This window comes from Adhaeribacter sp. (assembly GCF_057359045.1).
In genome coordinates, this window is sequence record NZ_JBMQUD010000043.1 from 30,855 (window position 1) to 55,592 (window position 24,738).

At 42.4% G+C, this 24,738-nt stretch carries 21 protein-coding genes and 1 pseudogene; 13 read left to right on the forward strand and 9 right to left on the reverse strand.

Annotated features, from left to right (window positions below; genetic code table 11):
* Positions 1 to 12 precede the first annotated feature (12 nt).
* The 3 genes from ACO1R6_RS07430 (at position 13) to ACO1R6_RS07440 (ending at position 4,702) form a co-directional block, all read left to right on the forward strand.
* The gene (locus ACO1R6_RS07430) at positions 13 to 1,335 is read left to right on the forward strand and encodes a TolC family protein (protein WP_486263534.1); all 1,323 of its coding nucleotides are present in this window, start codon (positions 13 to 15) and stop codon (positions 1,333 to 1,335) included.
* 546 nt (positions 1,336 to 1,881) lie between these two features.
* Positions 1,882 to 3,669: a rhamnogalacturonan lyase gene (locus tag ACO1R6_RS07435; RefSeq protein WP_486263535.1), complete on the forward strand. Its 1,788-nt coding sequence runs from the start codon at positions 1,882 to 1,884 to the stop codon at positions 3,667 to 3,669.
* 187 nt (positions 3,670 to 3,856) lie between these two features.
* Positions 3,857 to 4,702, forward strand: coding sequence for a rhamnogalacturonan acetylesterase (locus tag ACO1R6_RS07440; protein ID WP_486263536.1), 846 nt, complete (start codon positions 3,857 to 3,859; stop codon positions 4,700 to 4,702).
* 45 nt (positions 4,703 to 4,747) lie between these two features.
* Here ACO1R6_RS07440 and uvsE read toward each other — a convergent pair whose 3' ends face one another.
* The 5 genes from uvsE to ACO1R6_RS07465 all read right to left on the reverse strand — a co-directional run bounded on the left by uvsE (position 4,748) and on the right by ACO1R6_RS07465 (position 9,519).
* Entirely contained in the window at positions 4,748 to 5,653 is a 906-nt protein-coding gene (uvsE, locus tag ACO1R6_RS07445; protein ID WP_486263538.1) for a UV DNA damage repair endonuclease UvsE, read from the reverse strand.
* Between the two features lie 58 nt (positions 5,654 to 5,711).
* A complete protein-coding gene (locus ACO1R6_RS07450; protein WP_486263540.1) occupies positions 5,712 to 6,371 on the reverse strand; it encodes a carboxypeptidase-like regulatory domain-containing protein in 660 nt (219 codons plus the stop codon).
* 147 nt (positions 6,372 to 6,518) lie between these two features.
* Entirely contained in the window at positions 6,519 to 7,277 is a 759-nt protein-coding gene (locus tag ACO1R6_RS07455; protein WP_486263542.1) for a hypothetical protein, read from the reverse strand.
* Between the two features lie 272 nt (positions 7,278 to 7,549).
* A complete protein-coding gene (locus ACO1R6_RS07460; protein WP_486263544.1) occupies positions 7,550 to 8,020 on the reverse strand; it encodes a hypothetical protein in 471 nt (156 codons plus the stop codon).
* Positions 8,021 to 8,259: 239 nt separating this feature from the next.
* Positions 8,260 to 9,519 carry a metallophosphoesterase gene (locus ACO1R6_RS07465; RefSeq protein WP_486263546.1) on the reverse strand — a complete coding sequence of 420 codons (1,260 nt, stop codon included), beginning with the start codon at positions 9,517 to 9,519 and terminating at the stop codon, positions 8,260 to 8,262.
* Positions 9,520 to 9,724: 205 nt separating this feature from the next.
* Here ACO1R6_RS07465 and radC point away from each other — a divergent pair, with 205 nt between their 5' ends.
* From radC to ACO1R6_RS07500, 7 genes are all read left to right on the forward strand, one after another.
* A complete protein-coding gene (gene radC / locus ACO1R6_RS07470) occupies positions 9,725 to 10,441 on the forward strand; it encodes a RadC family protein (protein ID WP_486263547.1) in 717 nt (238 codons plus the stop codon).
* A 427-nt stretch (positions 10,442 to 10,868) separates the two neighbouring features.
* Positions 10,869 to 11,483, forward strand: coding sequence for a DUF1684 domain-containing protein (locus ACO1R6_RS07475; protein WP_486263549.1), 615 nt, complete (start codon positions 10,869 to 10,871; stop codon positions 11,481 to 11,483).
* Positions 11,484 to 11,667: 184 nt separating this feature from the next.
* Positions 11,668 to 14,082: a phenylalanine--tRNA ligase subunit beta gene (gene pheT / locus ACO1R6_RS07480; protein ID WP_486263551.1), complete on the forward strand. Its 2,415-nt coding sequence runs from the start codon at positions 11,668 to 11,670 to the stop codon at positions 14,080 to 14,082.
* A gap of 7 nt (positions 14,083 to 14,089) precedes the next feature.
* Positions 14,090 to 14,386, forward strand: a complete 297-nt coding sequence (locus ACO1R6_RS07485; protein ID WP_486263553.1) for a hypothetical protein — start codon at positions 14,090 to 14,092, stop codon at positions 14,384 to 14,386.
* A gap of 124 nt (positions 14,387 to 14,510) precedes the next feature.
* On the forward strand, positions 14,511 to 14,801 hold the full coding sequence (locus ACO1R6_RS07490; protein ID WP_486263555.1) for a cell division protein ZapA: 291 nt from the start codon (positions 14,511 to 14,513) through the stop codon (positions 14,799 to 14,801).
* 93 nt (positions 14,802 to 14,894) lie between these two features.
* Positions 14,895 to 16,460 carry a ribonuclease Y gene (gene rny, locus ACO1R6_RS07495; RefSeq protein WP_486263557.1) on the forward strand — a complete coding sequence of 522 codons (1,566 nt, stop codon included), beginning with the start codon at positions 14,895 to 14,897 and terminating at the stop codon, positions 16,458 to 16,460.
* Between the two features lie 329 nt (positions 16,461 to 16,789).
* Entirely contained in the window at positions 16,790 to 17,551 is a 762-nt protein-coding gene (locus ACO1R6_RS07500; protein WP_486263559.1) for a hypothetical protein, read from the forward strand.
* A gap of 471 nt (positions 17,552 to 18,022) precedes the next feature.
* Here ACO1R6_RS07500 and ACO1R6_RS07505 read toward each other — a convergent pair whose 3' ends face one another.
* Entirely contained in the window at positions 18,023 to 18,499 is a 477-nt protein-coding gene (locus ACO1R6_RS07505) for a Dps family protein (RefSeq protein WP_486263561.1), read from the reverse strand.
* Positions 18,500 to 18,623: 124 nt separating this feature from the next.
* The gene (gene sucD, locus ACO1R6_RS07510; RefSeq protein WP_486263563.1) at positions 18,624 to 19,514 is read right to left on the reverse strand and encodes a succinate--CoA ligase subunit alpha; all 891 of its coding nucleotides are present in this window, start codon (positions 19,512 to 19,514) and stop codon (positions 18,624 to 18,626) included.
* Between the two features lie 261 nt (positions 19,515 to 19,775).
* On the opposite strand from sucD, the pseudogene ACO1R6_RS07515 reads away from it, so the two are divergent.
* The 3 genes and pseudogenes from ACO1R6_RS07515 to ACO1R6_RS07525 form a co-directional block, all read left to right on the forward strand.
* A pseudogene (locus tag ACO1R6_RS07515) lies at positions 19,776 to 20,753 on the forward strand (PLP-dependent cysteine synthase family protein); the annotation flags it as partial.
* A gap of 140 nt (positions 20,754 to 20,893) precedes the next feature.
* Positions 20,894 to 22,165 carry a sensor histidine kinase gene (locus ACO1R6_RS07520; protein WP_486263564.1) on the forward strand — a complete coding sequence of 424 codons (1,272 nt, stop codon included), beginning with the start codon at positions 20,894 to 20,896 and terminating at the stop codon, positions 22,163 to 22,165.
* 16 nt (positions 22,166 to 22,181) lie between these two features.
* Positions 22,182 to 22,601, forward strand: coding sequence for a response regulator (locus tag ACO1R6_RS07525; RefSeq protein ID WP_486263565.1), 420 nt, complete (start codon positions 22,182 to 22,184; stop codon positions 22,599 to 22,601).
* Between the two features lie 147 nt (positions 22,602 to 22,748).
* On the opposite strand, the gene ACO1R6_RS07530 is transcribed toward ACO1R6_RS07525, so the two are convergent.
* Together ACO1R6_RS07530 and ACO1R6_RS07535 are read right to left on the reverse strand one after the other, a co-directional pair.
* Entirely contained in the window at positions 22,749 to 23,609 is an 861-nt protein-coding gene (locus tag ACO1R6_RS07530; protein WP_486263567.1) for a sulfite exporter TauE/SafE family protein, read from the reverse strand.
* Between the two features lie 132 nt (positions 23,610 to 23,741).
* Entirely contained in the window at positions 23,742 to 24,722 is a 981-nt protein-coding gene (locus tag ACO1R6_RS07535; protein WP_486263568.1) for a PorP/SprF family type IX secretion system membrane protein, read from the reverse strand.
* Positions 24,723 to 24,738 lie beyond the last annotated feature (16 nt).

Genomic DNA, 24,738 nt, shown 5'->3' on the forward strand with positions numbered 1-24,738 from the left:
TTATCTTAATTTATGAAGCAAAGAGTTGCTAGCCTGTTATTTCTAATTTTGGTTTCTTTTTTAGCAGTTACCAAAACAGAAGCCCAGGAAGTGTTAACGCTGGAAAATGCCGTCCGAATTGCCTTAGAACGAAACTATAATATTAAATTGGTTTCTAATAACCTCGAAATTGATAAAAATAATGTAAACCTGGCCAATGCTGGTATTATTCCGGCCGTAACCGGAAATTTCTCTAACAACAACACTATCCAGAATAGCAGCCAGACCCGGGCTACTGGGGAAGTAACAGAACGTAATGGGGCCAAAAACTCCAACATTGGTTACGGCGTAGGCCTGAACTGGACCATATTCGATGGATTTGGCATGTTTGCCCGGTACGAACAATTAAAAGAGTTGCAGAAGTTAGGAGAAGCTAATTTGCAATTGCAAGTATTAACTACCGTAGCCGACGTAACCAACCTGTACTACAACTTAGTGCAGCAACAGCACCAGTTAAATGCATATTTATCGGCGATTGATATTTCCAGATACCGGGTAAAAACTGCCCAGAATCGTTTTACCATTGGTAAAGCCGCCCGCCTGGAAGTGCTCAATGCTTTAGTAGACTTGAATACTGATACTACAAATTTACTCCGGCAACAGGAACTGCACCGCAATGCCCAAATTAGTCTTAACGAAATACTGGCCCGCGACGTTAGTACCTCTTTTACGGTAGCTGATTCCATAACTATCGACAACACCTTAACCTTGCCCCAATTATCAGAACAAGCAAAACTGCAAAATCCGGCCATGCGGGCCGCTTTAGTAAGCCGGCGCATTGCCGAACTTGATCTGAAACAAGTGCGGTCTGACCGGTTTCCCACCATTGGCGTTAATACCGGGTATAATTTTAGTCGTTCCGAATCAGCACTGGGCTTTGCCACTTTAACCACTGGGCGGGGCTTCAATTATGGGTTATCGGCTTCGGTCAATATTTTTAACGGCTACCTGCAACGCCGCCGCGAACAAAATGCCTCAATATTAGTTGATAATGCCCAGATTGATCTGGAGCGGGTAAACCAAAGTGTAAATGCTCAACTAGCTTCTGCCTTCCAGACCTATCAAACTAATTTATCTTTGGTGGGTTTAGAAGCGAGTAATCAAAAAATTGCAAAGCAAAACCTGGATATTACTTTAGATAAATTCCGGTTGGGCAGTATTACTCAAATAGAAGTTAGAGAGGCGCAACTCAATTATGTTAATGCCACCGTACGCTATAGCAATGCGCAGTACCAGGCTAAATTGGCCGAAATTGCGTTAAAAGAAATAACCGGCTCGCTTAACCTAAAAAGTTAAAGACGCTTTAAAAAAATTAGCCAACATTATTATCGAAGAATGCCATTAGCTGTAGCTAATGGCATTTTTTATGCCTGATCTAATAAATATTCAATATGGGTGTAGTAATGTTTTCAGCTGAAATTGGATGTATTTTAACCGCCAATTAGCTCATTTACTTATTCGGGAAAACGCCAACTTTCAGCAGCAGCTTACATTTAATCCTAAGTACAATGAAAGTTCTTTTCTTAAAATACCTGATTCTTATTTCCGAATCATAATTTAAAATTCCAGAACCTCAACAAATATTACCCTGCAAAATAGTTAATACACTGAGATGGCATAATTTAGAAATAAATCTTTATCTTAAGTCTGATTAATTTCTACTCTAAACCGGCCGACGAAAAATTAACGATTGCTTTAGTAAACTAAATGGCCGCACCGGTATTTTATTCATTCTATCTCTCCAATTGCAACCCTTTATATATGCGTTTGAAGCACCTAATTATTTTATTATTCTATATCGTTATAGGGCTTTCTTCTAATACAAGCGCAGCGCAGCCGCTAATGGAAAATTTAGGCCGAGGGATAGTGGCGGTAAATAAAGGAGGTGGTCAGGTGTACGTTGGGTGGCGGCTTTTGGGAACCGATCCGGCAAATATTGGTTTTAATTTGTACCGACGTACCGGCCGTAATGCGGCGGTAAAACTAAACAAAACACCCTTAACCCAAAGTACCAATTATACCGATACCACTGCCGACTTGCAGCAAGAGAATATTTACTTTGTTAAGCCAATAATAAAAGGGAAGGAACAAGCGCCCAGTGCGGCCTTTACTTTAGCTAGTGGTGCTCCCGTAAAACAATATTTATCGGTTCCGCTACAAACGCCCCCAGGCTATACCCCCAACGATGCAACAGTAGGCGATTTAGACGGCGACGGCGAATACGAAATTGTATTGCACCAGGCTGGCCGTAGCCGCGATACCCCGGCCAACGGCTTTACCGATGAACCCATTTTTCAGGCTTATAAATTAGATGGCACCTTGCTCTGGACCATAAACCTGGGAAAAAATATTCGGGAGGGCGCGCATTATACGCAATTTATTTTAATTGATATGGATGGCGATGGTAAAGCCGAATTGGCTTGTAAAACCGCCGATGGCACCCGTGATGGTCAGGGTAAAATTATCGGTGATGCCCAGGCCGATTGGCGCGACAGCAACGGGAAAATATTGCGGGGACCAGAGTATTTCACGGTTTTTAGTGGCCAAACCGGCGCTGCGCTGGCTACCACCAACTACCTGCCGGGCCGCGGCGATTTAGGTGGTTGGGGTGGTGTGGGCGGCAATGGTGGCAATGATAGTTCGGGTAATCGCGCAGATAGGTTTGTGGCAGGAGCCGCATATTTAGATGGCCGGTTGCCTAGTGTACTCATGTGCCGCGGGTATTATGGGCGCTCGGTTATTGCAGCCTGGGATTATCGCAATGGCCGGTTAACATCCCGTTGGGTATTCGACTCCCAAAGCCGGGAAAACCCTTATTCCGGTATGGGAAACCACGGGTTAAGCATTGCCGATGTAGATCTGGATGGCAAAGACGAAATAATTTACGGGGCTATGGTGGTGGATGATAATGGAAAAGGGCTTTTTACCACCGGCTTGCGCCACGGCGATGCCTTGCATGTAACTGATCTGGACCCCAGCCGGCCTGGTTTGGAAGTATTTGGAATACATGAAAACGAAACCAATGTAACGGGGCCGGGGGCGGCCTTGTACGATGCCCGGACTGGCGAAATTATTTGGCGTGGCCATGAAGGCAAAGATGTGGGGCGGGGAGTAGCCGCTGATATCTATCCGGCTAATCCGGGTGCCGAAATGTGGTTTTCCGGGTCTGGTGGTTTACTTAATCTCAAGGGTGAAAAGATTGGTGAAGATCCCCCGTCTACTAATTTTGTAATTTGGTGGGACGGCGACTTAACCCGCGAATTATTAGACGGAAACCACATTGATAAATACCAGGCGGGCCGGATATTTACCGCCGAAGGCTGTAGTGCCAACAATGGTACCAAATCTACCCCGGCACTAAGTGCCGATATTTTAGGCGACTGGCGCGAAGAAGTTATTTTCCGGACAACCGATAACCAGGAACTACGCATTTTTACTACCACTATTCCTACCGCGCACCGCCTACCTACGCTTATGCACAATCCGCAGTACCGCATGGCCATTGCCTGGCAAAATGTAGCTTATAACCAGCCGCCGCATCCTAGCTTTTATATTGGTAATGGCCTGAAGAATATTAAATATCCAGCCATTAACGTAACGCCAAAACACAAGCATAAATACCAAGACTGATTTCGCAGAAATATAGGGTTCGAAAAAGTAAGCGACGTTTTTAATTAAATTGTAAATAACTCCTTTCTTTTTTAATCACAATATTTAGTAGCTAATTCAGCCATGCTAATAAAATATTCCTGGTATCTGTTATTTAGGCATTAAATAAAATTAAAAGAATCAGAATATACACCCTAAAGACCAGTAGATGAATTTTAGAATAGCTTTTACTATAAAATACTGGACTACTTTGTTCTTTAGCCTTTTATTGGTTTGTAGTTGTGTAGCACCCAAACAGGCCAGCCCCAAACCAACTTTGTTTTTAATCGGCGACTCTACGGTTAAAAACGGTAAAGGAAAAGGCGATGGTGGTTTGTGGGGGTGGGGCAATTTTATACCGGCTTATTTTGATACAAGTAAAATATCGGTGCAGAATTATGCTTTGGGCGGAACCAGTAGTCGTACTTTCCGGAGTATGGGTTTGTGGGACAATGTTTTAGCAAAAATAAAGCCCGGCGATTATGTACTACTGCAGTTTGGCCACAACGATAGCAGCCCGGTTAACGATACCTTACGGGCTCGCGGCACACTAAGAAGTAATAGCGACGAGACTGAAGAAATATTTAATTTAATTACAAAGAATAAAGAAACGGTACATACTTATGGATGGTATTTGCGCCAGTTTATTCTAGAAACCCAGGCCCACCAGGCTACACCCATTGTTTTATCGCCGGTGCCGCGCAATGTCTGGCAAAATGGCCAAGTAAACCGCAACTACCAGGATTACGGGAAATGGGCGGCAGAAGCCGCTAACCAAACCGGCGCTTTTTTTATTCATTTAAACAAACTAATTGCCGACCAGTACGACACCGAAGGTGAAGCGAAAGTAAGAGCCGCATATTTTAACAACACCGACCATACCCATACCATAGAAGCAGGCGCGCGTTTAAATGCTGCTATGGTTATTAAGGGAATAAAAGAGCAGAAAAATATTGGTTTGAATAAGTTTCTGGTGCCGGAAGCGCGAAAAAATAAAGCCTGGGTTAAAGATTAGCGAACAGTACTGCGGATGTTAAAACTAAAAATCAAATTGCATATATTAAGCCGGAAGGCTGGCCGGCAAATAACCTAATTCACGCAAAAGGGCTGCGGCCGCAAGGGCACTGGTTTCTTTATCTTTAATTTCCAGCATAATATCTACATCTAAGCCTTGCAGTTGCGTTAAAAATTCGCGGAAAAGATCTAATTGAATGTGGCTCACGTGTTTGCCTTTTCTTTCGCCGGGCGACTGTGAACTGTAATCCATCATTAAAATGCCGTCTTCGGGTTGCCAGGTGCGGGCGGCCAGCCGCAAAGCTTCTGGCATGGGTTCACCGTTGTTTAGGCATTCGTGGTGAAAATTATCGAACAATATGGGAATCCCAATCATTTCGTGCAGTTCTAAACAATCCTGGAGGCTGTAAGAACGGTCGTCATTTTCTACTACCAACCGGGCTTTAACATTTTCCGGTAGTACTTGGTAGGCATCGGCAAAGCGCCGGATAGCGGCTGGTTTATCGCCGTAAACGCCACCGGCATGTATTTGTAGCTTGGCTGTTTTATCTAAGCCCATTAAATCCATGATAGTACATTGGTATTCCAGTTCGGCAAAACTGTTTTGTACAATATTCTGGGTAGGCGAGTTTAACACCACAAACTGGTCGGGGTGCATAGATATTCGCATGCCGTGTGCTTTTATATAATGGCCAATGGCCTGAAAAGTATCGGCAAAATACTCCTGCCATTTAAATGTATTTACCGCGTGCGAGGCAAAAGGTACTAAATCAGAACTCATCCGGAAAAATAATAAGCCGTTTTGCACATTAAATTCCAGTATTTGCTGCAAACAGGCCAGGTTGTTCGTAACCGATTGAATGAGCCTTTCTTCGGAATAAGAGGCTAACCGGAAAGTAGAGGCCGAAGAACAGGGCAATGTTTCGTTAAGACAAGGATAACCAATTTTCATGCGGGTGCGGTTTAACCATTTGTTAACCACAACGCAGGTAAAAAGTTTTGGTTATTTATTATCGCAGCCGCATATCGTGGTTACGGTTTAAGAAAAGGCTGTCGTAAGCGCGTTTTTTCTTTTCGTCTTCCAGGGCTTTTTTCTTGGTGGCGGCTTCTTCCTGCAATTCGGCTAATTTGCGGCGGTCTTTGCCTTCTTTAGACAGCATGTCGTAGAGCAAGCTGGCGGGGTTTTCGATGGTAGGAGCCACCGCTTCTGATTTTTTTTCTTCGTACAAGGGCTTTGGGGCAGGAGGCTTAACGGCAACTTTTGGCTCGGGTGGCTTTTTCATGTTGCGCAACGCCCGGTTCACTTTTTCGTAATCTAAGCCGCCTACTACCTTTACTTCGGGCAGCGTATGGGAGCCTTCTTCCAGTAATATTTCAACCGTAAAATCGGCTTGGGCTTGTTGGTGCACCAGGTACTGCACCGTTTTAAACCCAACCGCTCTAATAATTAAGGTATCGTTAGGTACTACCATTACCCTGAAAATACCGGCGGCATCGGTAATAGTACCGCGGCTGGTAGCTTTTTTTAAAACAGTGATACCCTCAAGGGGTTTACGGGTTTGGGCGTGCAAAACCGTACCCGTTAATTTTAAGTTAGATTGGGCATAAAGGGTAGTACCACCGCAAAAAAAGATGAGTAAAAGTAAAATGCGGTTAAACCAACCTGTCATAAAGGAATTTTGCCTAATCAATATTGTTTACGTGAATTAAACGGTTTTAAAATATTAAAAGTATAGCTATTTAGTCAGATAACTTGGTATATACAAAAAAGCTTGCCAAATTTCTTCGGCAAGCTTTTTCGTTACTAGAATATTTTATTAATCTTTAATTTTTATTTTGGTATCGTCCGATTCGTATTTGGCTTTACCGGGCTCAGATTTTATTTTAGTATCATCTACTTTAGATTTAAATTTTCTTTCCTCGCCTTTAATTTTAGATTCGTAAGTAGGCGTTTCTACTTTGGTTTTACCCGGACTGGCTTTAACTTTAATATCGCCGCTTTGTACGTTTATTTCGTCGCCATCGCGGGTAATATTCCGGTCGGTGGTTTCTGAGGTACTTTGGGTAGTAGTCTGATTTTGTTCAGAAGTTACCGGCATAGTATTATCTTCCCAATAATTAGCCCGGTTGGTTTCGTACATTTTAAATTGATCGGGGCTTAAGATATTGCGGAACTCGTTATCTATTTCTACATCTACTGTTTTTAATTCCGAAATCATATCGGGGTTCATGTTAGTAGTTTCATCGGTTTCAGAAGCATAACCGCCCGATTGTACGTTGCCTTCGGCTTCATAATCATATTTACTGCGAATTTCATCAAGACGGCGTTGCCGGTTAATATAAGCCTGTTCTACTTTGGCTTGGGTAGTTGTATCAAAATGCATTTCATCAGCCATTCTGGCCGACATACGCGAAGCACGGGCCCGGTATTCGTTTTCATAATCGGTGCCATCGGCCTCTACTGTTTCGGTAGTGGTTGTTGCGCTTGACGTATTTATATCAGCAGTAGTTTTTTCGCGGTTACAGGCTGTCAGGGATAAACCTCCTACACACAGCACTAAAAATAATTTTTTCATATTAAACCAATTTTAGTTAGTTGTATTTATTTTATTTAACTGAAAAAATCTTTTTACGTGGGCAAGCGGTTGTTTGTTTAGTAAACTTGTATTTAAGATAGATTAAGTGCTTAAAAGTACATATTAAATATAAATAAAGTGGTTTTAGTCTGTCTGGTTGTATCGGTTGTTATCTGTTTTTAAATAGACTAATATTGAATAAATAAGATAAAAAAAGCCTGGACTAGTTGTAGCCCAGGCTTTTTTATTATAGCTGTGTAATAAAATCTTTATTAACGGGTACCAGTAGTAGCGCCAGTAGTAGTACCGCCAGCAGTAGTTCCGGTTGTGGTTCCGCCAGCAGTAGTGCCGCTGGTAGATCCTGAAGTAGTTCCACCTGCGGTTGTTCCGCCAGCAGTAGTTCCAGTTGTGGTTCCGGTGGTAGTGCCGCCAGCTGTGGTACCAGTTGTAGTACCGGTTGTGGTTCCGCCCGCTGTAGTGCCGCTGGTGGTTCCAGTAGTTGTTCCGGTTGTGGTTCCGCCAGCAGTAGTACCTGTAGTGGTTCCGGTGGTAGTACCGCCAGCTGTGGTACCCATGTCATCAGTAGTACCCATGTCAGTGTCGGTGCTCATGGTATCGGTACTCATGTCAGTAGTGCCAGTACCGCTTTCGGTATCGGTACTTTCGGTAGTTGTACTGTTACCGCCACACGAAGCAAAGGTAAATGCTCCGGCGCAACACAAAATCATCATAATTTTTTTCATAGCTCTTTTTCTTTTGTTTTAATATAGACGAACTTAAATAAATATATATCTCAAGTTCAGGCTTTTAAACGAACCGTTTTTATTTAGGTTTTCCGTATTAATACATAATTTTATTAAGTATCTGGTGCAAATTCTTCGTTTTCTTAAAGTTTTTAAACTTTTATACCCATTATATCCACCTAAATATTGTTGCCCGGTAGTTTTTAGAATTTAGCATCTAAGTTGATGAGCATTATGGATTAAGCCGTCCTGAATTCGAAAACGGTTATTTCGGGTAAAAAACCCACGCGTCCCGGATAGCCTAAAAAGCCTAAACCGGTATTTACATATAAGTATTGGGTTTCTTTTTTATACAAACCGGCCCACTGCTTGTAAACGTATTGTACCGGACTCCACTTAAAACCCGGAATATTTACCCCAAACTGCATGCCATGGGTGTGGCCCGACAAGGTTAAATCAATATCGCGAAACCGGGTATTTACTTCGCCATCCCAATGGGAGGGGTCGTGCGACAATAATATTTTAACCGGTGTATTTTCGGTGCCGGCATAAGCCTGGGCCAGGTTGCCGTATTTAGGAAAATGTAAGCGGGTACTCCAATTCTCTACGCCCAGTACAGCCAGTTGATCATTGTCTCTGGTTATGTGTATGTTTTCGTTTAAGAGCAGGCGCCAACCCATTTGCTGGTGGGCATTTTTCAGGCGGTTTAAATTATTAACTTTTGCGTCGCGATTTTCCCAGTTTACATAATCGCCATAATCATGGTTCCCCAGAATAGAAAATACCCCATCGGGAGCTTTAATTTCTTTTAAGGCGTCTATGTGGGGGAAAACTTCGGTAGAAACATTATTTACCAAATCGCCGGTAAAAAATACCAGGTCGGCTTTTTGTTTATTAATTAAAGCAACGGCTTTTTTTAGCGGGTTGGTGCTGGTAAAACTGCCGGTATGCAAATCTGAAATCTGGAGTGCCCGGTAACCGTTAAAAGCAGGCGGCAGATGGGGTAAGCGCAAGGTTACTTTTTTTACCCGGTAACTATAAGCGCCCTGTACCATTCCGTAAACAAAAGCCACTAATGGTACCGCACCGGCAATTAAAGCCAGTTTATTCAAAAACTCGTTTCGGTTAATTTTGATGGGTTCGCCGGTGGGTTGGTTTGGAGCCGTGCTAAAAATATAATTAACCAGGTATTTCATCAGCCGTAGGCCATCGTCGATGAGCAGGAACATGACCACTACCAGCTTGGAGGCAAATATAATAAATAGCGTACTTACCAGATACATCCGGAAATGAGTGGGCGGCGTACCCCGGGTTAAGGTAAACATAATAATAGTAGCCGCAGTAAGCACAAAAACACTCCAGTACAGAATGTATATAAAGCGTTGGTTGCGAAGGTACAGGTTTTGGGTTACGGTGCGTACCGCCTGAAAAACGTACCAATCGACCAGGAAAATAACTAAAAGTAAGAGAGTAATGGTTACGATGCGTTGGGTTAACATATATAATAATGTTATAAGCAAATATGAGTACTTATTAGGGGTAATATTTAATTATAAAGCCGGCAACAAGTACCTTTTGTTCACGGCCGTTAAAAATAAAGCAGGTACCGGCACTTCTACGCATAAAAATTAGTTTAGCCCAGTAACCAGCGCAAATTAAGTTTAATTACGTAAGCAAAATAACCCCATAATTACTTTATTGTTTATGCCAACTCCCGATAATAATCCTAATTATCAGCCATCTTTGATTATCAAAAGCTGGGCCGAAGAAGACCGACCACGCGAAAAGCTATTATTAAAAGGGAAAGCTGCCTTAAGCGATGCCGAGTTAATTGGCATTTTAATTGGGTCGGGCACGCCTAAACTTACCGCGGTAGATGTGGCCAAACTTATTTTAGCGGCGGTAAATCACGATTTAAACGAACTGGCCAAACTATCGGTGAATGATCTTAAAAAGCACAAAGGGATAGGCGAAGCCAAAGCCATTGCCATTGTTAGTGCTTTGGAACTGGGCCGACGGCGGAAAGAAACCGCAGCGGCAGCTAAAACCCGGATTACCTGCTCTACCGATATTTACGAATACATAAAGCCCCACTTACTGGATTTACCCCACGAGGAGTTCTGGATTATTTTGTTAAACCGGGCTAACGTAGTTATGAAAAAATTACCGGTGAGCACCGGCGGCGTGGCCGGCACGGTAGCCGATCCCAAAATAATTTTTAAGCAAGCCATTGAGAACCTGGCCAGCGCCATTATTCTGGTGCACAACCACCCGTCGGGCAATTTAAAACCCAGCGCCGCCGATATAGCGCTAACTAAAAAAATGAAAGAAGCCGGAGTCTTGTTAGATTTGCCTATTCTGGACCATATTATTTTTACCGAACATAATTATTACAGCTTTGCCGACGAGGGTTTGCTTTAATATTTTTAGAGCGCATTAAGTTTTAAAGAAAGCTATTTACTACCGGCTTAGTAACTTATTCTAAAATATTCAGTTTCCATTAGTAGTGTTATCACCGCCAATTATTTTTATTTAGCTGTTCATAAGGGAAACACCCAACGAGACATCTCAGCATTTATTCCTAAAATATTAAACAGGATATTAACTGAAATTTATTGATGCCTGATATTCTTATCCAGGCAAGATTAAACTGTAAATATTCGTTTACCGGCCAAGCAAGTACAATATTAACCCGGTAACGATAATAAATTAAATATTTTTCGTCGGCTTAAAGAATGTTGTCGGTTAACTTTACTAATAAAAATCAAAAATATATCCTGCTTACCACGGTAATTTTGCATATTTTGCAGCAATAACCAGCTATAATTGCCCCGAATAAATACCGTCTATGGCCAAACCCGTCCGAATAATTTTTTTTGCCGGAGTATTACTGATAATTTTTTACTTTTTAAAAGAAGCGGTTTTTTCCGATGCTTCTTACGTGTCGGGCATCCGGAAGGAGCGCCTGGAAAAAAATCAATCCTTCCGGGGCTCTAACTCGCCGTTAGAAGAAGCCGACCGGTTGAAGTTTGACAGCCTTGTTTATTTTGCGCCCGAAATCCGGTACGTAGTAGATGCCGATTATAAAGAATTTACCCAACCCGAAACCGTACAAATGCCCATGAATACGGGCGGCACCGAACCTTACCTGCAATATGCCCAGGCTACCTTTAACCTCGAAGGCAAAAAAAACACTTTGATTTTGTACCTGCGGGTAAATACCACCGATAGTACATTGTTTGTTCCTTTTTCAGATAAAACCAACGGCACCGAAACGTATGAAGGGGGGCGTTTTATGGATGTTCCTAAACCTGAAGCCGGCGCTACCACCATTACCTTAGATTTTAACAAAGCGTATAATCCCTTTTGTGTTTACAATTATAACTACACGTGCCCGGTACCGCCGCCGGCCAACCGGCTAAGTGTTTCGGTAAAAGCCGGCGAAATGTCCTACACAAAATAATAAGCCTTATATTCTTTCCGATTAGTTAAATTAATAACTTTGCTCTTTCATTACGTTTAGGGCGGTAAATCTGGTGCAGTAAAAACTTGCTTAAACTTTATTTAAAGTATCCATCAATCACAGGTGGATTTGCTCATAATAAGTTTAAATTGAACCGCCGCCGCATTCAAGAATTACGATTTATATGCTTATATCTTACGATTGGTTAAAACAATTAATACCTGTAAACCTGCCGGCTGCCGAAGTGGCGGCTAAACTCACCGATTCTGGCTTAGAAGTAGAAGGTCTGCATACTTTTGAGCGGGTTAAAGGTGGCTTACAAGGTATTGTTATTGGTGAGGTTTTAACCTGCGAAAAACACCCCGATGCCGATAAACTAAGACTCACTACGGTGGATGTAGGCTTACCCGCCCCCAAACAAATTGTATGTGGCGCTGCTAATGTGGCCGCCGGCCAAAAAGTAGTAGTGGCAACTGAAAATGCAACATTGTATCCGTTTTCCGGTGATCCGTTCCAGATTAAAAAATCCAAAATTCGCGGGGCGGTTTCCGAAGGTATGATTTGCGCCGAAGACGAAATTGGCCTGGGCAGCTCACACGCCGGTATAATGGTGCTGGATACTGATTTGCCCAATGGTACACCGGCCGCCGATTATTTTGGCCTTAGCTCCGATACCGTTTTTGAAATTGGCCTAACGCCGAACCGTGCCGATGCCGCTTCGCATTATGGTGTGGCCCGCGAGCTGCAAGCTCTTTTGCACACCCGCAGCGCCTTACCCGATGTGAGTCTGTTTAAGGTAAAAGATAATTCCCGACCTGTTGCAATTGAAATTTTAGAACCAGAAGCTTGTCCGCGGTACGCCGGCTTAACCATTACGGGCGTAACAGTGGCCGAGTCGCCGGAGTGGCTACGCAATCGTTTAAGAGCTATTGGCTTATCACCAATCAACAATGTGGTAGATGTTACCAATTACGTATTGCACGAGTTGGGGGAGCCGTTGCACGCTTTTGATGCTGATAAAATTACCGGAGATAAAATTGTGGTAAAGCGCGCCGATGAAGGGGCCGCTTTTGTTACTTTAGACGGTATAGAACGTAAACTACGCGCCACCGACCTAATGATTTGCAATGCCGCCGAACCCATGGTAATTGCCGGGGTATTTGGTGGTAAAAACTCGGGCGTAACTTCCCAGACCACGACTATCTTTTTAGAAAGTGCGTATTTTGCCCCGGCCGGTATTCGGCGTACGTCGCAGGCGCACAGCATCAAAACTGATTCATCGTTCCGGTTTGAGCGGGGTACCGACCCTAACATGGTGCCGTTTGCCCTTAAACGGGCCGCTTTGCTCATCCAGGAAGTAGCCGGGGGCGATATTACCGCCGATATATTAGATGTTTATCCGCAGACCGTAGAACCCGTACCGGTTAAATTAACAATTAAGCGGGTGCATCAGTTAATCGGGCAGTTTATTGGGGTAGAGCGCATTAAATCTATCCTAACGGATTTAAATATTTTAATTGCCGAAGAAACCCCGGAATATTTAATCTTGTCGGTGCCGCCGCACAAAGTAGATGTTACCCGCGAAGCCGATGTAATTGAAGAAATTCTGCGGATTTACGGTTATAACAATATTCTGCTGCCCGAAAATATATCGGCCAGTTACTTGGCCAAGTTTCCGCACCCCAACCCCGAAGAACTAAAGCAACTGGTATTTAATTATTTATCGGGCAGTGGGTTCAGCGAGATTATTACCAATTCGCTTTCCGACTCGGCTTACTACGAAACGTCAGATGCTCCGGACCCGGAGTTGGCCCGGGTGGTAAATTTTAACAGCGAAGATTTAGATGTACTCCGGAAAACTTTGGTATTTTCGGGTTTAGAGGTGCTGCGGCGAAATATTAACCGGAAACAAAAAGACCTGAAACTGTACGAACTTGGCAAAGTTTACCACAAAGCCGGCGAAGGTAAATACAAAGAGGCGCAGAAATTAGCTTTATTTTTAACCGGCAATGTGGCGGCCGAAAGTTGGAGCCAGGCGGTCGAAAAAGTATCTTTTACCCATTTGGCGGGTGCGGTGCAAAATATTCTGGTTAAACTGGCCCGCACCGATTATACGGTGCAGCCGCTGCAGCATAATTATTTAAGTGCTGGCGTAGCTTACACCAAAAACGATGTAGTTATTGCCCAAGTTGGCCTTTTAGATGACCTTATAACCAAACGACTGGATGTAAAAGAGCCGGTTTGGTACGCCGAACTAAATTGGGATTACCTGGTGAAGAACTATAAAAACCAGTTGGTATTTAAAGAATTAGCTAAATTCCCGGAAGTACGTCGCGATTTATCTTTGGTAATTGACAAAAGCGTAACCTACGACCAGATTAAAATGGTGGCCCAACGTACCGAACGCAAGCTTTTGCAAGACATAAACGTTTTTGACGTGTACGAAGGCGATAAAATAGAAGCCGGTAAAAAGGCCTATGCCATTAGCTTTACTTTACTCGACCCTAGCCAGACTTTAACCGATAAAGTAATTGATGCCACGCTTACCCGACTTATGCAACAATTCGAAAAACAATTGGGAGCCGTTATCCGGAAGTAATTAACCTATGGAATTAAGAGAAGAACTAGACCAGCTTAACCGGATAGAACAAAAGCTAACCAAATTAATCTCGCGTTATAACCAGACCCAGGATGCCCTGGAAAAGGCCCGCCTAGAGATTAAAGAGTTGGAACTGGTGATTCATCAGAAAGACGAAGAAATAAAAAATTTTCAAAATAGAGATAATATAACTAAAATTGTAAATACGATAGCAGCCGATGCTGCCAACGCTACAGAGTTAAAGCTGAAAATAAACGAATATATTCGAGAAATAGATAAGTGTATTGCTTATTTAAGAGATTGAATTTCGGTGGTTCCTTATAGCGGTATTAGTTGTGTTTTTTACTATAATACCTGTTTTATTTAGAAATAAATTTTACTTACTGTTAACCAACTAAACCTTATAAATTACCTGTAAACCGTAAGATATGAATGAGTTATCTATAAAAATTCGTATAGCTGACCGGGATTATCCGATGCGGGTTACCGAAGAAGAAGAAGAGAGGCTACGCATAGCCGGCCGGTTACTAAACGAGCGCCTGAAGCTTTTTAGAGACCAGTTTGGTATAGATGATAAGCAGGATTTACTGGCTATGGTGGCCCTGGAGGTTGCGGCCGATAGCCTGCATACTGTTAAAAGTAAACAAACCGACAAAAGTGCTTTTACTGAAAAATTAGCGCATTTAGACCAACTTCTTACAACTCTTAAATTAGATTAACCGGCTCCGGCCGTTATTTATTTCTGTTAGGCATACTTCTGGTTGGCCATTTATATAGCTGCTATAATTTTTAACCATATAAAAATTATAGTCATGTCCACCACCTTCTATATTATTGGTACGGCCTTAGCCTCGTTAAGCGCCGGCATTGTGATAGGGCGTAACCTGCTGCGGCAGGTATTCCGGAAAGAAGAAGACGAAGCCCGCGAACGGGCAAAATTAATTATTAGGGAAGCCGAAATAAACGCCGAAAGCCTGAAAAAGGACCGGATTTTAGAGGCCAAAGAAAAATACCTGCGCCTGAAAGCCGAGTTTGAAGAAGATGTTAACAAAAAGAAAAACATCATTATTCAGAACGAAAACAAAGTAAAGCAACGGGAACAACAGGTAGCCGCCCAGGCCGAGCAGGTAAAACGCAAAGAGGCCGAGTTAAATACCCAAAAAGAACAGCTAAACGCTCAACTCGAAACCATTAAAAAACGGAAAGAAGAAGTTGAGAAAGCCCGTTTATCGGTAATTGAGCAATTAGAAAAAATTGCCAACCTGAGCGCCGCCGAAGCCCGCGAGCAATTAATTGAATCTTTAAAGAACGAAGCGCAAATCCAGGCGTCTTCTTATATTAAAGATGTGGTAGCCCAAGCCAAACTAACTGCTACCAAAGATGCTAAAAAAGTGGTTCTGGAAACCATTCAGCGCACCGCCGCTGAGCACGCCATCGAAAACTGCGTATCGGTATTTAACATTGAGAGCGACGACATTAAAGGAAAAATTATAGGCCGCGAAGGCCGTAATATCCGGGCTTTGGAAGCAGCTACCGGCGTAGAAATTATTGTAGATGATACCCCTGAAGCCATTATTATTTCGGGCTTTGACCCGGTACGGCGCGAAATTGCCCGTTTATCGCTGCACCGTTTAGTATCTGATGGACGGATTCACCCGGCCCGCATTGAGGAAGTGGTGGCTAAAACCAAAAAGAATATTGAAGACGAGATTGTAGAGATTGGCGAACGCACCATTATTGATTTAGGGATTCACGGTTTACACCCCGAATTAATTAAAATGGTAGGTCGTATGCGTTTCCGGTCGTCGTACGGACAAAATTTATTGCAGCACTCCCGCGAAGTAGCTAACCTGTGTGCCACGATGGCGGCCGAGTTAGGCTTAAATGTTAAACACGCTAAGCGTGCCGGTTTATTGCACGATATTGGCAAAGTAACTCCCGAAGAGCCCGAACTGCCGCACGCTATTTTGGGTATGGAACTGGCTAAAAAATACAAAGAGCACCCCGATGTATGCAACGCCATTGGTGCCCACCATGACGAAATTGAAATGACCGCGATGGTTTCGCCGTTGGTACAAGCTTGCGATGCCATTTCTGGTTCTCGTCCGGGTGCCCGTCGCGAAATAATGGAGTCGTACATCAAGCGTTTAAAAGAACTCGAAGAAACCGCGCAGCATTTTGATGGGGTTAACCAGTGCTATGCCATTCAGGCGGGCCGCGAATTGCGGGTAATGGTTGATGCTGATAATGTAAGCGACGAGCGGGCTCAGCAACTTTCTTTTGATATTTCGCAAAAGATTGAAAAAGAAATGCAGTACCCCGGCCAGATTAAAATTACCGTTATCCGGGAAATGCGTTCGGTTAGCTACGCCAAATAAAATTAATTTAGATCGCCTTATTAAAAGGTTATAAATAAGTTAAATTTAATAAATGCCTTATTTCTTTGCAGAAGTAAGGCATTTTTTTAGCCTGTATATTTTCTAAAGATTTCTGTACGGCTTGTACGGCAGGTTAAGGTGCGGTTAACATATGGGGCGGGCAGCTATATAGCGAAAAACAGGTTTGGTTTTCTTCCTAAAAAGTGGCAATTTACTCCCCAAAATCAAGTACAATCTCCTGACAGAAATACTACGCAGTTGCTTTACATTCCCCTTATTTTTCAGGTGGCACAAACATCATTTAGTTTTCTGTTAAGATATATTTTAAAATGAAAAAAGTAATTTCGGCTTTAGGTTTATTGGGTAGTTTAGCTTTTATGGGTACTGGTTGTACCTCGGTTTATATGCCCAATGTACCCAATGTGCCCATGTTTACCCAAAAAGGAGAACTAAGTGCCGGGGCGCACGCAACCTTACGCGGCAATTTTACTTTTAACACCGCTTACGCCGTTTCCGACCATTTTGCTTTACAATTAAATGGCTCTATGTTAAACAGCGAGCGTAAAAAGCAAGATTTCCGGCACAATTTGCTCGAAGGTGCGGCCGGCTATTTTACTACTTTTGGGCCCAACCGGAACCGGATTTTGGAAGTGTACGGTGGTTACGGCCGGGGAAGCAGCGACCGGATTAAAAAAGAAGAAACTACCGAAGGCAAACAAACCTATGAGCGCAAAGAAGGTAGCTTTAGCAAATATTTTTTACAGGTTAATTACAGTTCCAAACGCCGCAAGTCGTGGCATTTATTTGGCCGCGATTTTCCGTTAAACTACGGAACCGCTTTGCGGGCCAGCTACATCGATTTATATAAATATTCGCTTAACGGGGTAGATAAACCCGGTGAAACAAATTTTTTTATCGAACCTATATTTTACACGCGGCTCACTTTAAATCCGTCGGTACAGCTACAATATACCACCGGCAGCAATTTTGGCTTACGTAACGGTAAAACCTTAACAGCGGCCTACTCGGTGTTTAGTTTGGGTTTTGTAATAAATGCCGGCGGCCTAAATATTCTTAACCGGCAAAAATAATATTTCCGGTTTTAAAAGTATAAGAGCTGATTCTCCAAAGAGTCAGCTTTTTTTTATTACGCTACTGGTGGCAACCACAAATATTTATTCGTTAGCTGTAATTCAGAATGGCTGCTAAAACAGCTGTATCAGCCAAAAATATTTCTTTGGAAATATTAACGCATAAAGCGCTGGGCATTAAGAAGAAGCATGTTTTACTGGCATAATGATTAAAAATAAATAAAAAAAAGTTAATTTTTGCATAACCTTATTAATAGGTTTGCACGTATAAACTAGTGTTAGAAAAACAATTCTAAACTCAGAAAGAAATTATATCGGATAAGTTTATTATCAGATTAAAAATATTAAATGGTGTTTTTTTATTAGGGGAAAGGGGCTTGAATAATCAAGCCTTTTTTTTTGTACTTACCTAAATTAAAAGCCGGCCCTTATATAATATGAGCCGGCTTTTAATTTAGGTAATCCTTTAGACTAACTTTTTAGGAAGGCCCGCAGCATCCAGTGGTTTTTTTCATTTTCGTTTAAATCACTGCTTATTAAACCCAAAGTACCTTCGTCGTTGCTTTCGCCAGCTAGCTTTAAAATGGCTCGCTCTAACTGTATAATGGTATTGATGTTGTTGATGGTGGCTGTTACGGTTTCCCGATCGCCGGTCAGGTTACGACATTCTTCAATTTGGGCTACCTGCACGTAATCCGTAAAGGTGTGCAACGGGGTTTGCCCCAACGTTAATATTCGTTCGGCAATTTCATCTATTTTAACCAGGGCTTCGGTATACAGTTCTTCGAACTTGGCGTGTAACTGAAAAAAGTTAACGCCTTTTATGTTCCAGTGGAAGGCTCGTAAATTTTGGTAATATATATGGTAGTTGGCCAGTAATTCATTTAGTTTTTGCACTAATTCCTGGTTGGTTTCTTTTTCCAATCCTAGGTCGGTCAGGTGTTCCATCGTTTTTAAATTTTATTTAATCGGTTATTCTATCTATAATAAACCGCCGAACAAAACCAAAGGTTATAAAAAAAGGTGCTAACCTTTTTGGTTGCACCTCTTTTATTATCATTAAGCTTAATTACTAAGCCGATACAGATTCGCCGTTTAAAGCTTTTAGCATGGTTTCGCCAATATTAGCCGGCGATTCTACCACGTAAATACCGCTGTCGCGCATAATTTTCATTTTAGCAGCGGCGGTATCGTCGGCACCACCAATAATAGCACCTGCATGGCCCATCCGGCGACCTTTTGGTGCCGTTTGACCTGCAATAAAGCCTACTACTGGTTTTTTGTTGCCGGTTTCTTTAATATACTGCGAAGCCACGGCCTCGTAGTTACCGCCAATTTCGCCGATCATTACAATAGCATCGGTTTCGGGATCGTTCATGAGCAGTTCTACTGCATTTTTTGTAGGCGTACCAATAATAGGGTCGCCGCCAATACCAATAGCGGTAGAAATACCTAAACCCGCTTTTACAATCTGGTCGGCTGCTTCGTAAGTTAAGGTTCCGGATTTAGATACAATACCAATACGGCCTGGTTTAAAAACAAAGCCCGGCATAATACCTACTTTGGCTTCGCCGGGGGTAATAACGCCCGGGCAGTTAGGGCCAATTAAAGTAACATCAAAATTCTTGATATATTCTTTTGCATAAATCATGTCTTTGGTCGGAATACCTTCGGTAATAGCAACAATTACCTTAATGCCGGCGTCGGCGGCTTCCATAATAGCATCGGCCGCAAAGGCCGGTGGTACAAATATAATAGATACATTGGCCCCGGTTTGTTTTACAGCCTGTTCTACCGTGTTAAATACCGGCCGGTCCAGGTGAGTAGAACCGCCTTTGCCCGGCGTAACCCCGCCCACTACATTGGTGCCGTACTCTATCATTTGCTGGGCATGAAAAGAGCCTTCTGAGCCGGTGAATCCCTGTACAATTACTTTGGAATCTTTATTTACTAAAACACTCATTTTTATTTTTTTTAAGGTGTCTGACGCTCAATTGAAATAAGTGTTGCAAAAATAGGTTTTTTTGCCGCGCTTCCAAAAATAATGTTCACCCATCTGAACTATAACTAAACGCTGCTCGGTTTTAAGATATAATAGCCGCTACGAATAAATAATTAGGCTAAAAAAGCCTATTTTTGCAAAGTTGCTGCTTTTAAGCATTTGTCAGGATAGTTGGTAGATAATCTTTTAAGTTTAATCTACTGCACAATATAAATAAAGTACATGTATTTAAACCACATTACAGAAGCAATTGGTAACACACCACTCGTTAAACTGAATAAAGTAACCGATGGCCTGGCCTCTACTGTACTGGCCAAAGTAGAATATTTTAATCCGGGTAATTCGGTAAAAGACCGGATGGCTATTAAAATGATTGAAGATGCGGAACAGGCCGGCATTCTAAAACCGGGTGGCACCATCATTGAAGGGACTTCGGGTAATACCGGTATGGGTTTGGCTTTGGCGGCGTCGGCCAGAGGCTATAAATGTATTTTTACCTTAACCGACAAACAAAGCCCCGAAAAAATTAATATTTTAAAAGCCGTAGGGGCCCAGGTAATTGTTTGCCCCACCAATGTGGCTCCCGAAGATCCGGCTTCTTATTATTCGGTAGCCAAAAGGCTCAGCCAGGAAATTCCTAATTCTTTTTATCCCAACCAGTACGACAACCTTTCTAATACGGCCGCGCATTATGCCACAACGGGGCCGGAAATCTGGGCGCAAACCGAAGGTAAAATTACGCATTTTGCTTGTGGCGTAGGCACCGGCGGTACTATTTGCGGTATTTCAAAATATTTAAAAGAGCAAAACCCCACCATTAAATCTATTGGATTAGATACGTATGGTTCGGTGTTTAAAAAATACAAAGAAACCGGCATTTTTGATCCCAACGAAATTTACCCGTACAAAACTGAGGGCATTGGCGAAGATATCTTGCCCAAAAACGTAGATTTTGACCTGATAGATTTATTTATTAAAGTAACTGATAAAGATGGCGCACTCATGACCCGGCGCCTGGCCAAAGAAGAAGGTTTGTTTGTGGGTTGGTCTTGTGGTACGGCCGTACACGGCGCTTTAGAATACGCCCGCGAAAATTTAACCGAGAAAGATGTGCTGGTAATTCTGCTGCCCGACCACGGAACCCGCTATTTAGCCAAAATTTACAACGATGATTGGATGCGTGCTGAAGGTTATATAGAATAATTTTAATAAAAATTTATATTAATTTTAATGGCTGGTAAATTAATTTACCAGCCATTATTTTTTTATTTACAAGTAATTAACTTTGCAGCTTTTTAAAGAAAATTTGTATTATTTGTTTTAGCTAAGCGCTTACAGGTATGGTAGAATTCTTCAGAAGGCTATTTGAATCTACGGATTTTATGCCGCACGGTCATTGCTACCTGTGGAGACCCGATATATTAGGCTTAACCGTGGTGGGCGATGGCCTGACCGGATTAGCGTATTTTACCTTACCTTTTATGCTTTTTTATATTGTAAAAAAGCGGGAAGATTTAGCACAGCGCAACGTATTTATATTGTTTGCCATATTTATTATGGCTTGCGGCACTACCCATTTTATCGATATCTGGACGGTTTGGTTCCCTACTTACCGGCTGGCTGGGGTAGTTACCATGCTTACGGGTTTGGTGTCGGTTTTTACGGCCATTGCCCTGTTTAGGGCCTTGCCCCAGATTTTAGAGTTACCCAGTAATTCGCGTTTAGAAGCCGCAAATGCCCGTTTAACCGAACAAATAGAGAAAAAAGAACAAGCCCAGGCTGCCTTACGCAAAGCCAACGACGAACTGGAGCAACGGGTTATCCAGCGGTCGGCGCAGCTAAGCCGGAGCAACCGCGAGCTCGAAAAAGAAATTGAAAGCCGAAAAAAAGTTGAAAAAGATTTAATTACCAAAAACGGCGAATTAATCCGGATAAACGGCGACCTTGATAATTTTGTATACTGTGCTTCGCACGATTTAAAATCGCCGGTGGTAAATGCACAAGGCCTGGTTACGGCTTTAAGCGAAGAACTCACCAATACCAGCCCCGAAGTAAACGAATTATTAAAACGGCTGGAAGAATCGTTAAACCGTATGTATAATACCGTGCAGGATTTAACCGAAGTAAGCACAATAGATAAAAATGTGAGCAAAGCCGATTTTAGCAACCAAAATTTAGAGCAGGTGCTAGACGAGGTAAAAGCAAATCTTTCAGCAGAAATCGCCGAATCGGGCGTGCAGATTACCGCAGATTTTAAGGCAGCCCCCGAAATATGGTTTACGCATAAAAATTTAATAAGTATTATTTACAACCTGGTAAGTAATGGTATTAAATATCGGGCATCAGATAGAACCCCGCAGGTGAAACTTACCAGCCAGGATATAGGTATTTATACTGTGCTGGCAGTTGCCGATAACGGTATTGGGATTGACCTAATAAAACACGAAAAGAAAATATTTTCTTTGTTTAAGCGCTTGCACGATAATATTGAAGGAAGTGGCGTAGGTTTGTTTATTGTTAAACGGATTATTGAAAATAATCAGGGTCGGATAGAAGTAGAAAGTAAACCGGGAGCAGGTTCCGTTTTTAAAATCTATTTTCCGAAAAAGTAAGTTCGCAAACAGAGAAATGAAAAAACTAAGAAGTGTTTTATTGATTGACGATAACGATACCAGCAATTTTCTAAACGAAAGATTATTGAAACGCATGGTTTTAACCGACCACATTAAAGTTATCAGTAATGGAAAACACGCGATTGATTATCTCGAAGATTTAAGCAAAGCCGTAAATCCTGCTCCGGAAAGCAAACCCGAATTAATATTACTGGATATAAATATGCCGGTGCTGGATGGTTTTGAATTTTTGGAAATGTATCAGCACCTCGATGAAAATTTCCGACATGATATTTTGGTAGCCATATTATCAACTTCTTCCCATCCGCAAGATACCGATAAAGCTGCCCTATTTAAAGCGTACTACCTGACTAAGCCTTTAACAGTAGAAAAAATGAATGCTTTATTAGCCGCGCATCAGTATGAAACAGAGTAATGGCTGATAGATTATAGAATAGCAAGCCGCTCAAGAATATTTTTATCTTATAATAATATTCTTGAGCGGCTTGCTTAAATAATTTGACCAATCGTAGTAGCTTTAATCAGCTAAAATGTGGGTAGCTTAATTCAGGTTAGGGTAAGCTTAAAATGTATAGTTAAATAAAACGCCGGCTTTAATAATAATATTTACTATCAGCGCCATCCCGGCTAAAAACAAACCAATACCAATCAATACATCGATAACGGTAATATTGTGGTTGTCGCTTTTAAAGAATTGACCTAAAGCTGCGCCAATGGCAAAGGCGGTCATGAGCGGAATACTTTTAAACCAATCTATATGCCCCAGCCAAAAATGGGTACATAACCCGGTAAAACTGGTAACCGTTAAAATAAATAAAGAGGTTGATGTGGCAATGCGGGCCGGCATTTTAAATACTTTAATCATGGCCGGGGTTTGCAAAAAGCCCCCGCCAATACCAAACAAACCCGCTACCGTGCCGGTTACCAGGCCAAACAAAGCTACAATGCCGCCATTAATGCGGTACGCCAAATGTTTCTGATGATTTTTGCGAATAAAAGAAGTGGGCATGTGCGTTACCCGGTACATAACACCCGTTTTGCGGTTAACTTTTTTAGCTTCCGGCGGCGTAGATAAAATAAGAAACCCGATAATTATTACAAAAAAAGCAAATATAAACTGCAGCTCTACTACCGGCAGAAAAGATACCAGCAGCCCTCCCGCCACGGTGCCGGCCATAGCCGGAAACTGAATTAAAGAAGCAACTACATAATCAATATTTTTTTCGCGATAATTAAAAAAGGAAGCAATTAAGGCTGCCGGAAACATAGCCGACATGGTAGAACCAATGGCTAACTCAATGGGATAATGAAAAAATAAAATTAAAATGGGGACCATAAATACCCCGCCGCCAAACCCAACTACTGTACCAAAAGTACTTACCAGCAAACCCACAAGCATTAAAATCAAGGTTTCGGATGGCATGGAGAATATTATTTTTTGCTGCGCGGCCAGTAAATATTTATTCGTATAAATTAGCCGGTTATTCGTATTTACTCAAATCTGGGAAAAGTGTTTATTAAAATATTTTAATGCATGAATTTAATTAAGTATTGATTAATTATTTTTTTGCAAGCGTAAGCCCAATACTATTTCGTGGCTGCCCGTGCTGGTACTGCTTAATGAACTAACGCCCAGATCGTAAGCATAACTTAAATCAAAACGGTGGTTAAGGGTTAAACCAGCCAGTATACTAAAGCTATCTTGTTGGCGGTAAGAGGCACCCAGCCAATATTTATCGTCGTAAATGGCCCGGAGGTTGTAGTCTACCGACACCGGCACCGGTTGGATCCATTTTACTAAAACGGAAGGAATAAAAGCCAGGGTAGGCGAGGGGGCAAATTTATAAGCACCGGTAATAAAGTAATGGCTGCGCAGGGTATTATTGCCCGGCCGGTCGTCTTGGGCGGCACCCACGTTAGCAAAAAGCTGGTTGGCCGAAGCACCCGCGTAAAAATTATCGCCATATAACCAAAGGCCGGTAGAGATATTGGGCGTCATTTTATTCCAGCCTACATTGGCATTGTCTTGGGTGTTGGCAAAAGTAACTGCATCGGCCCGGAAAGTTTGGCTGATAACTCCCAGAGAGGCACCGGTAGCCAATCTTACGTTACTCGCCAGCGGTAAATGGTAGGCGTACGAGGCACTGGCTTCAGTTCGGGAAAAAGGGCCAATCTGATCGCGCAAAACCACACCACCTACCCCATGAAACGGTTTTATTTTCCGTTGTAAGCCGTTGTTAGGTGCTTCGGCGGCAAAGGCTTGGGGTTTAATAAATTTCGATGCATTGGCTTTCCGGGTTTTAACACCATTATCCAGACGAGCATGTCCGCTCAGGTAAAAAGTAACCGGCGCGCCTTTTACGCCAGCCCATTGCTGCCGGTAACCAAGTTTAACGTCGGCGTATTCTTCTATGCCGGTTAAGGCCGGGTTTAACAGGTAACTATTAATTACATATTGCGAGTACTGGGCTTTTTGCTGGGCTTTAATCAGAAAAGGGAATATCACCAGAGCTGTGAAAAGTAAAAGTTTTTTCATTTTAATATGAGAAATA

Excerpts from the sequence above, each read along its gene's own strand:
- ACO1R6_RS07490 (WP_486263555.1), top strand. The coding sequence starts at position 14,511 with ATGAATGAGTTATCTATAAAAATTCGTATAGCTGACCGGGATTATCCG.
- sucD (WP_486263563.1), bottom strand. The coding sequence starts at position 19,514 with ATGAGTGTTTTAGTAAATAAAGATTCCAAAGTAATTGTACAGGGATTC.
- ACO1R6_RS07430 (WP_486263534.1), top strand. The coding sequence starts at position 13 with ATGAAGCAAAGAGTTGCTAGCCTGTTATTTCTAATTTTGGTTTCTTTT.
- ACO1R6_RS07465 (WP_486263546.1), bottom strand. The coding sequence starts at position 9,519 with ATGTTAACCCAACGCATCGTAACCATTACTCTCTTACTTTTAGTTATT.
- pheT (WP_486263551.1), top strand. The coding sequence starts at position 11,668 with ATGCTTATATCTTACGATTGGTTAAAACAATTAATACCTGTAAACCTG.
- ACO1R6_RS07440 (WP_486263536.1), top strand. The coding sequence starts at position 3,857 with ATGAATTTTAGAATAGCTTTTACTATAAAATACTGGACTACTTTGTTC.
- ACO1R6_RS07435 (WP_486263535.1), top strand. The coding sequence starts at position 1,882 with ATGGAAAATTTAGGCCGAGGGATAGTGGCGGTAAATAAAGGAGGTGGT.
- ACO1R6_RS07520 (WP_486263564.1), top strand. The coding sequence starts at position 20,894 with ATGGTAGAATTCTTCAGAAGGCTATTTGAATCTACGGATTTTATGCCG.
- radC (WP_486263547.1), top strand. The coding sequence starts at position 9,725 with ATGCCAACTCCCGATAATAATCCTAATTATCAGCCATCTTTGATTATC.
- uvsE (WP_486263538.1), bottom strand. The coding sequence starts at position 5,653 with ATGAAAATTGGTTATCCTTGTCTTAACGAAACATTGCCCTGTTCTTCG.
- ACO1R6_RS07450 (WP_486263540.1), bottom strand. The coding sequence starts at position 6,371 with ATGACAGGTTGGTTTAACCGCATTTTACTTTTACTCATCTTTTTTTGC.
- ACO1R6_RS07500 (WP_486263559.1), top strand. The coding sequence starts at position 16,790 with ATGAAAAAAGTAATTTCGGCTTTAGGTTTATTGGGTAGTTTAGCTTTT.
- rny (WP_486263557.1), top strand. The coding sequence starts at position 14,895 with ATGTCCACCACCTTCTATATTATTGGTACGGCCTTAGCCTCGTTAAGC.
- ACO1R6_RS07460 (WP_486263544.1), bottom strand. The coding sequence starts at position 8,020 with ATGAAAAAAATTATGATGATTTTGTGTTGCGCCGGAGCATTTACCTTT.
- ACO1R6_RS07485 (WP_486263553.1), top strand. The coding sequence starts at position 14,090 with ATGGAATTAAGAGAAGAACTAGACCAGCTTAACCGGATAGAACAAAAG.
- ACO1R6_RS07455 (WP_486263542.1), bottom strand. The coding sequence starts at position 7,277 with ATGAAAAAATTATTTTTAGTGCTGTGTGTAGGAGGTTTATCCCTGACA.
- ACO1R6_RS07530 (WP_486263567.1), bottom strand. The coding sequence starts at position 23,609 with ATGCCATCCGAAACCTTGATTTTAATGCTTGTGGGTTTGCTGGTAAGT.
- ACO1R6_RS07475 (WP_486263549.1), top strand. The coding sequence starts at position 10,869 with ATGGCCAAACCCGTCCGAATAATTTTTTTTGCCGGAGTATTACTGATA.
- ACO1R6_RS07535 (WP_486263568.1), bottom strand. The coding sequence starts at position 24,722 with ATGAAAAAACTTTTACTTTTCACAGCTCTGGTGATATTCCCTTTTCTG.
- ACO1R6_RS07525 (WP_486263565.1), top strand. The coding sequence starts at position 22,182 with ATGAAAAAACTAAGAAGTGTTTTATTGATTGACGATAACGATACCAGC.
- ACO1R6_RS07505 (WP_486263561.1), bottom strand. The coding sequence starts at position 18,499 with ATGGAACACCTGACCGACCTAGGATTGGAAAAAGAAACCAACCAGGAA.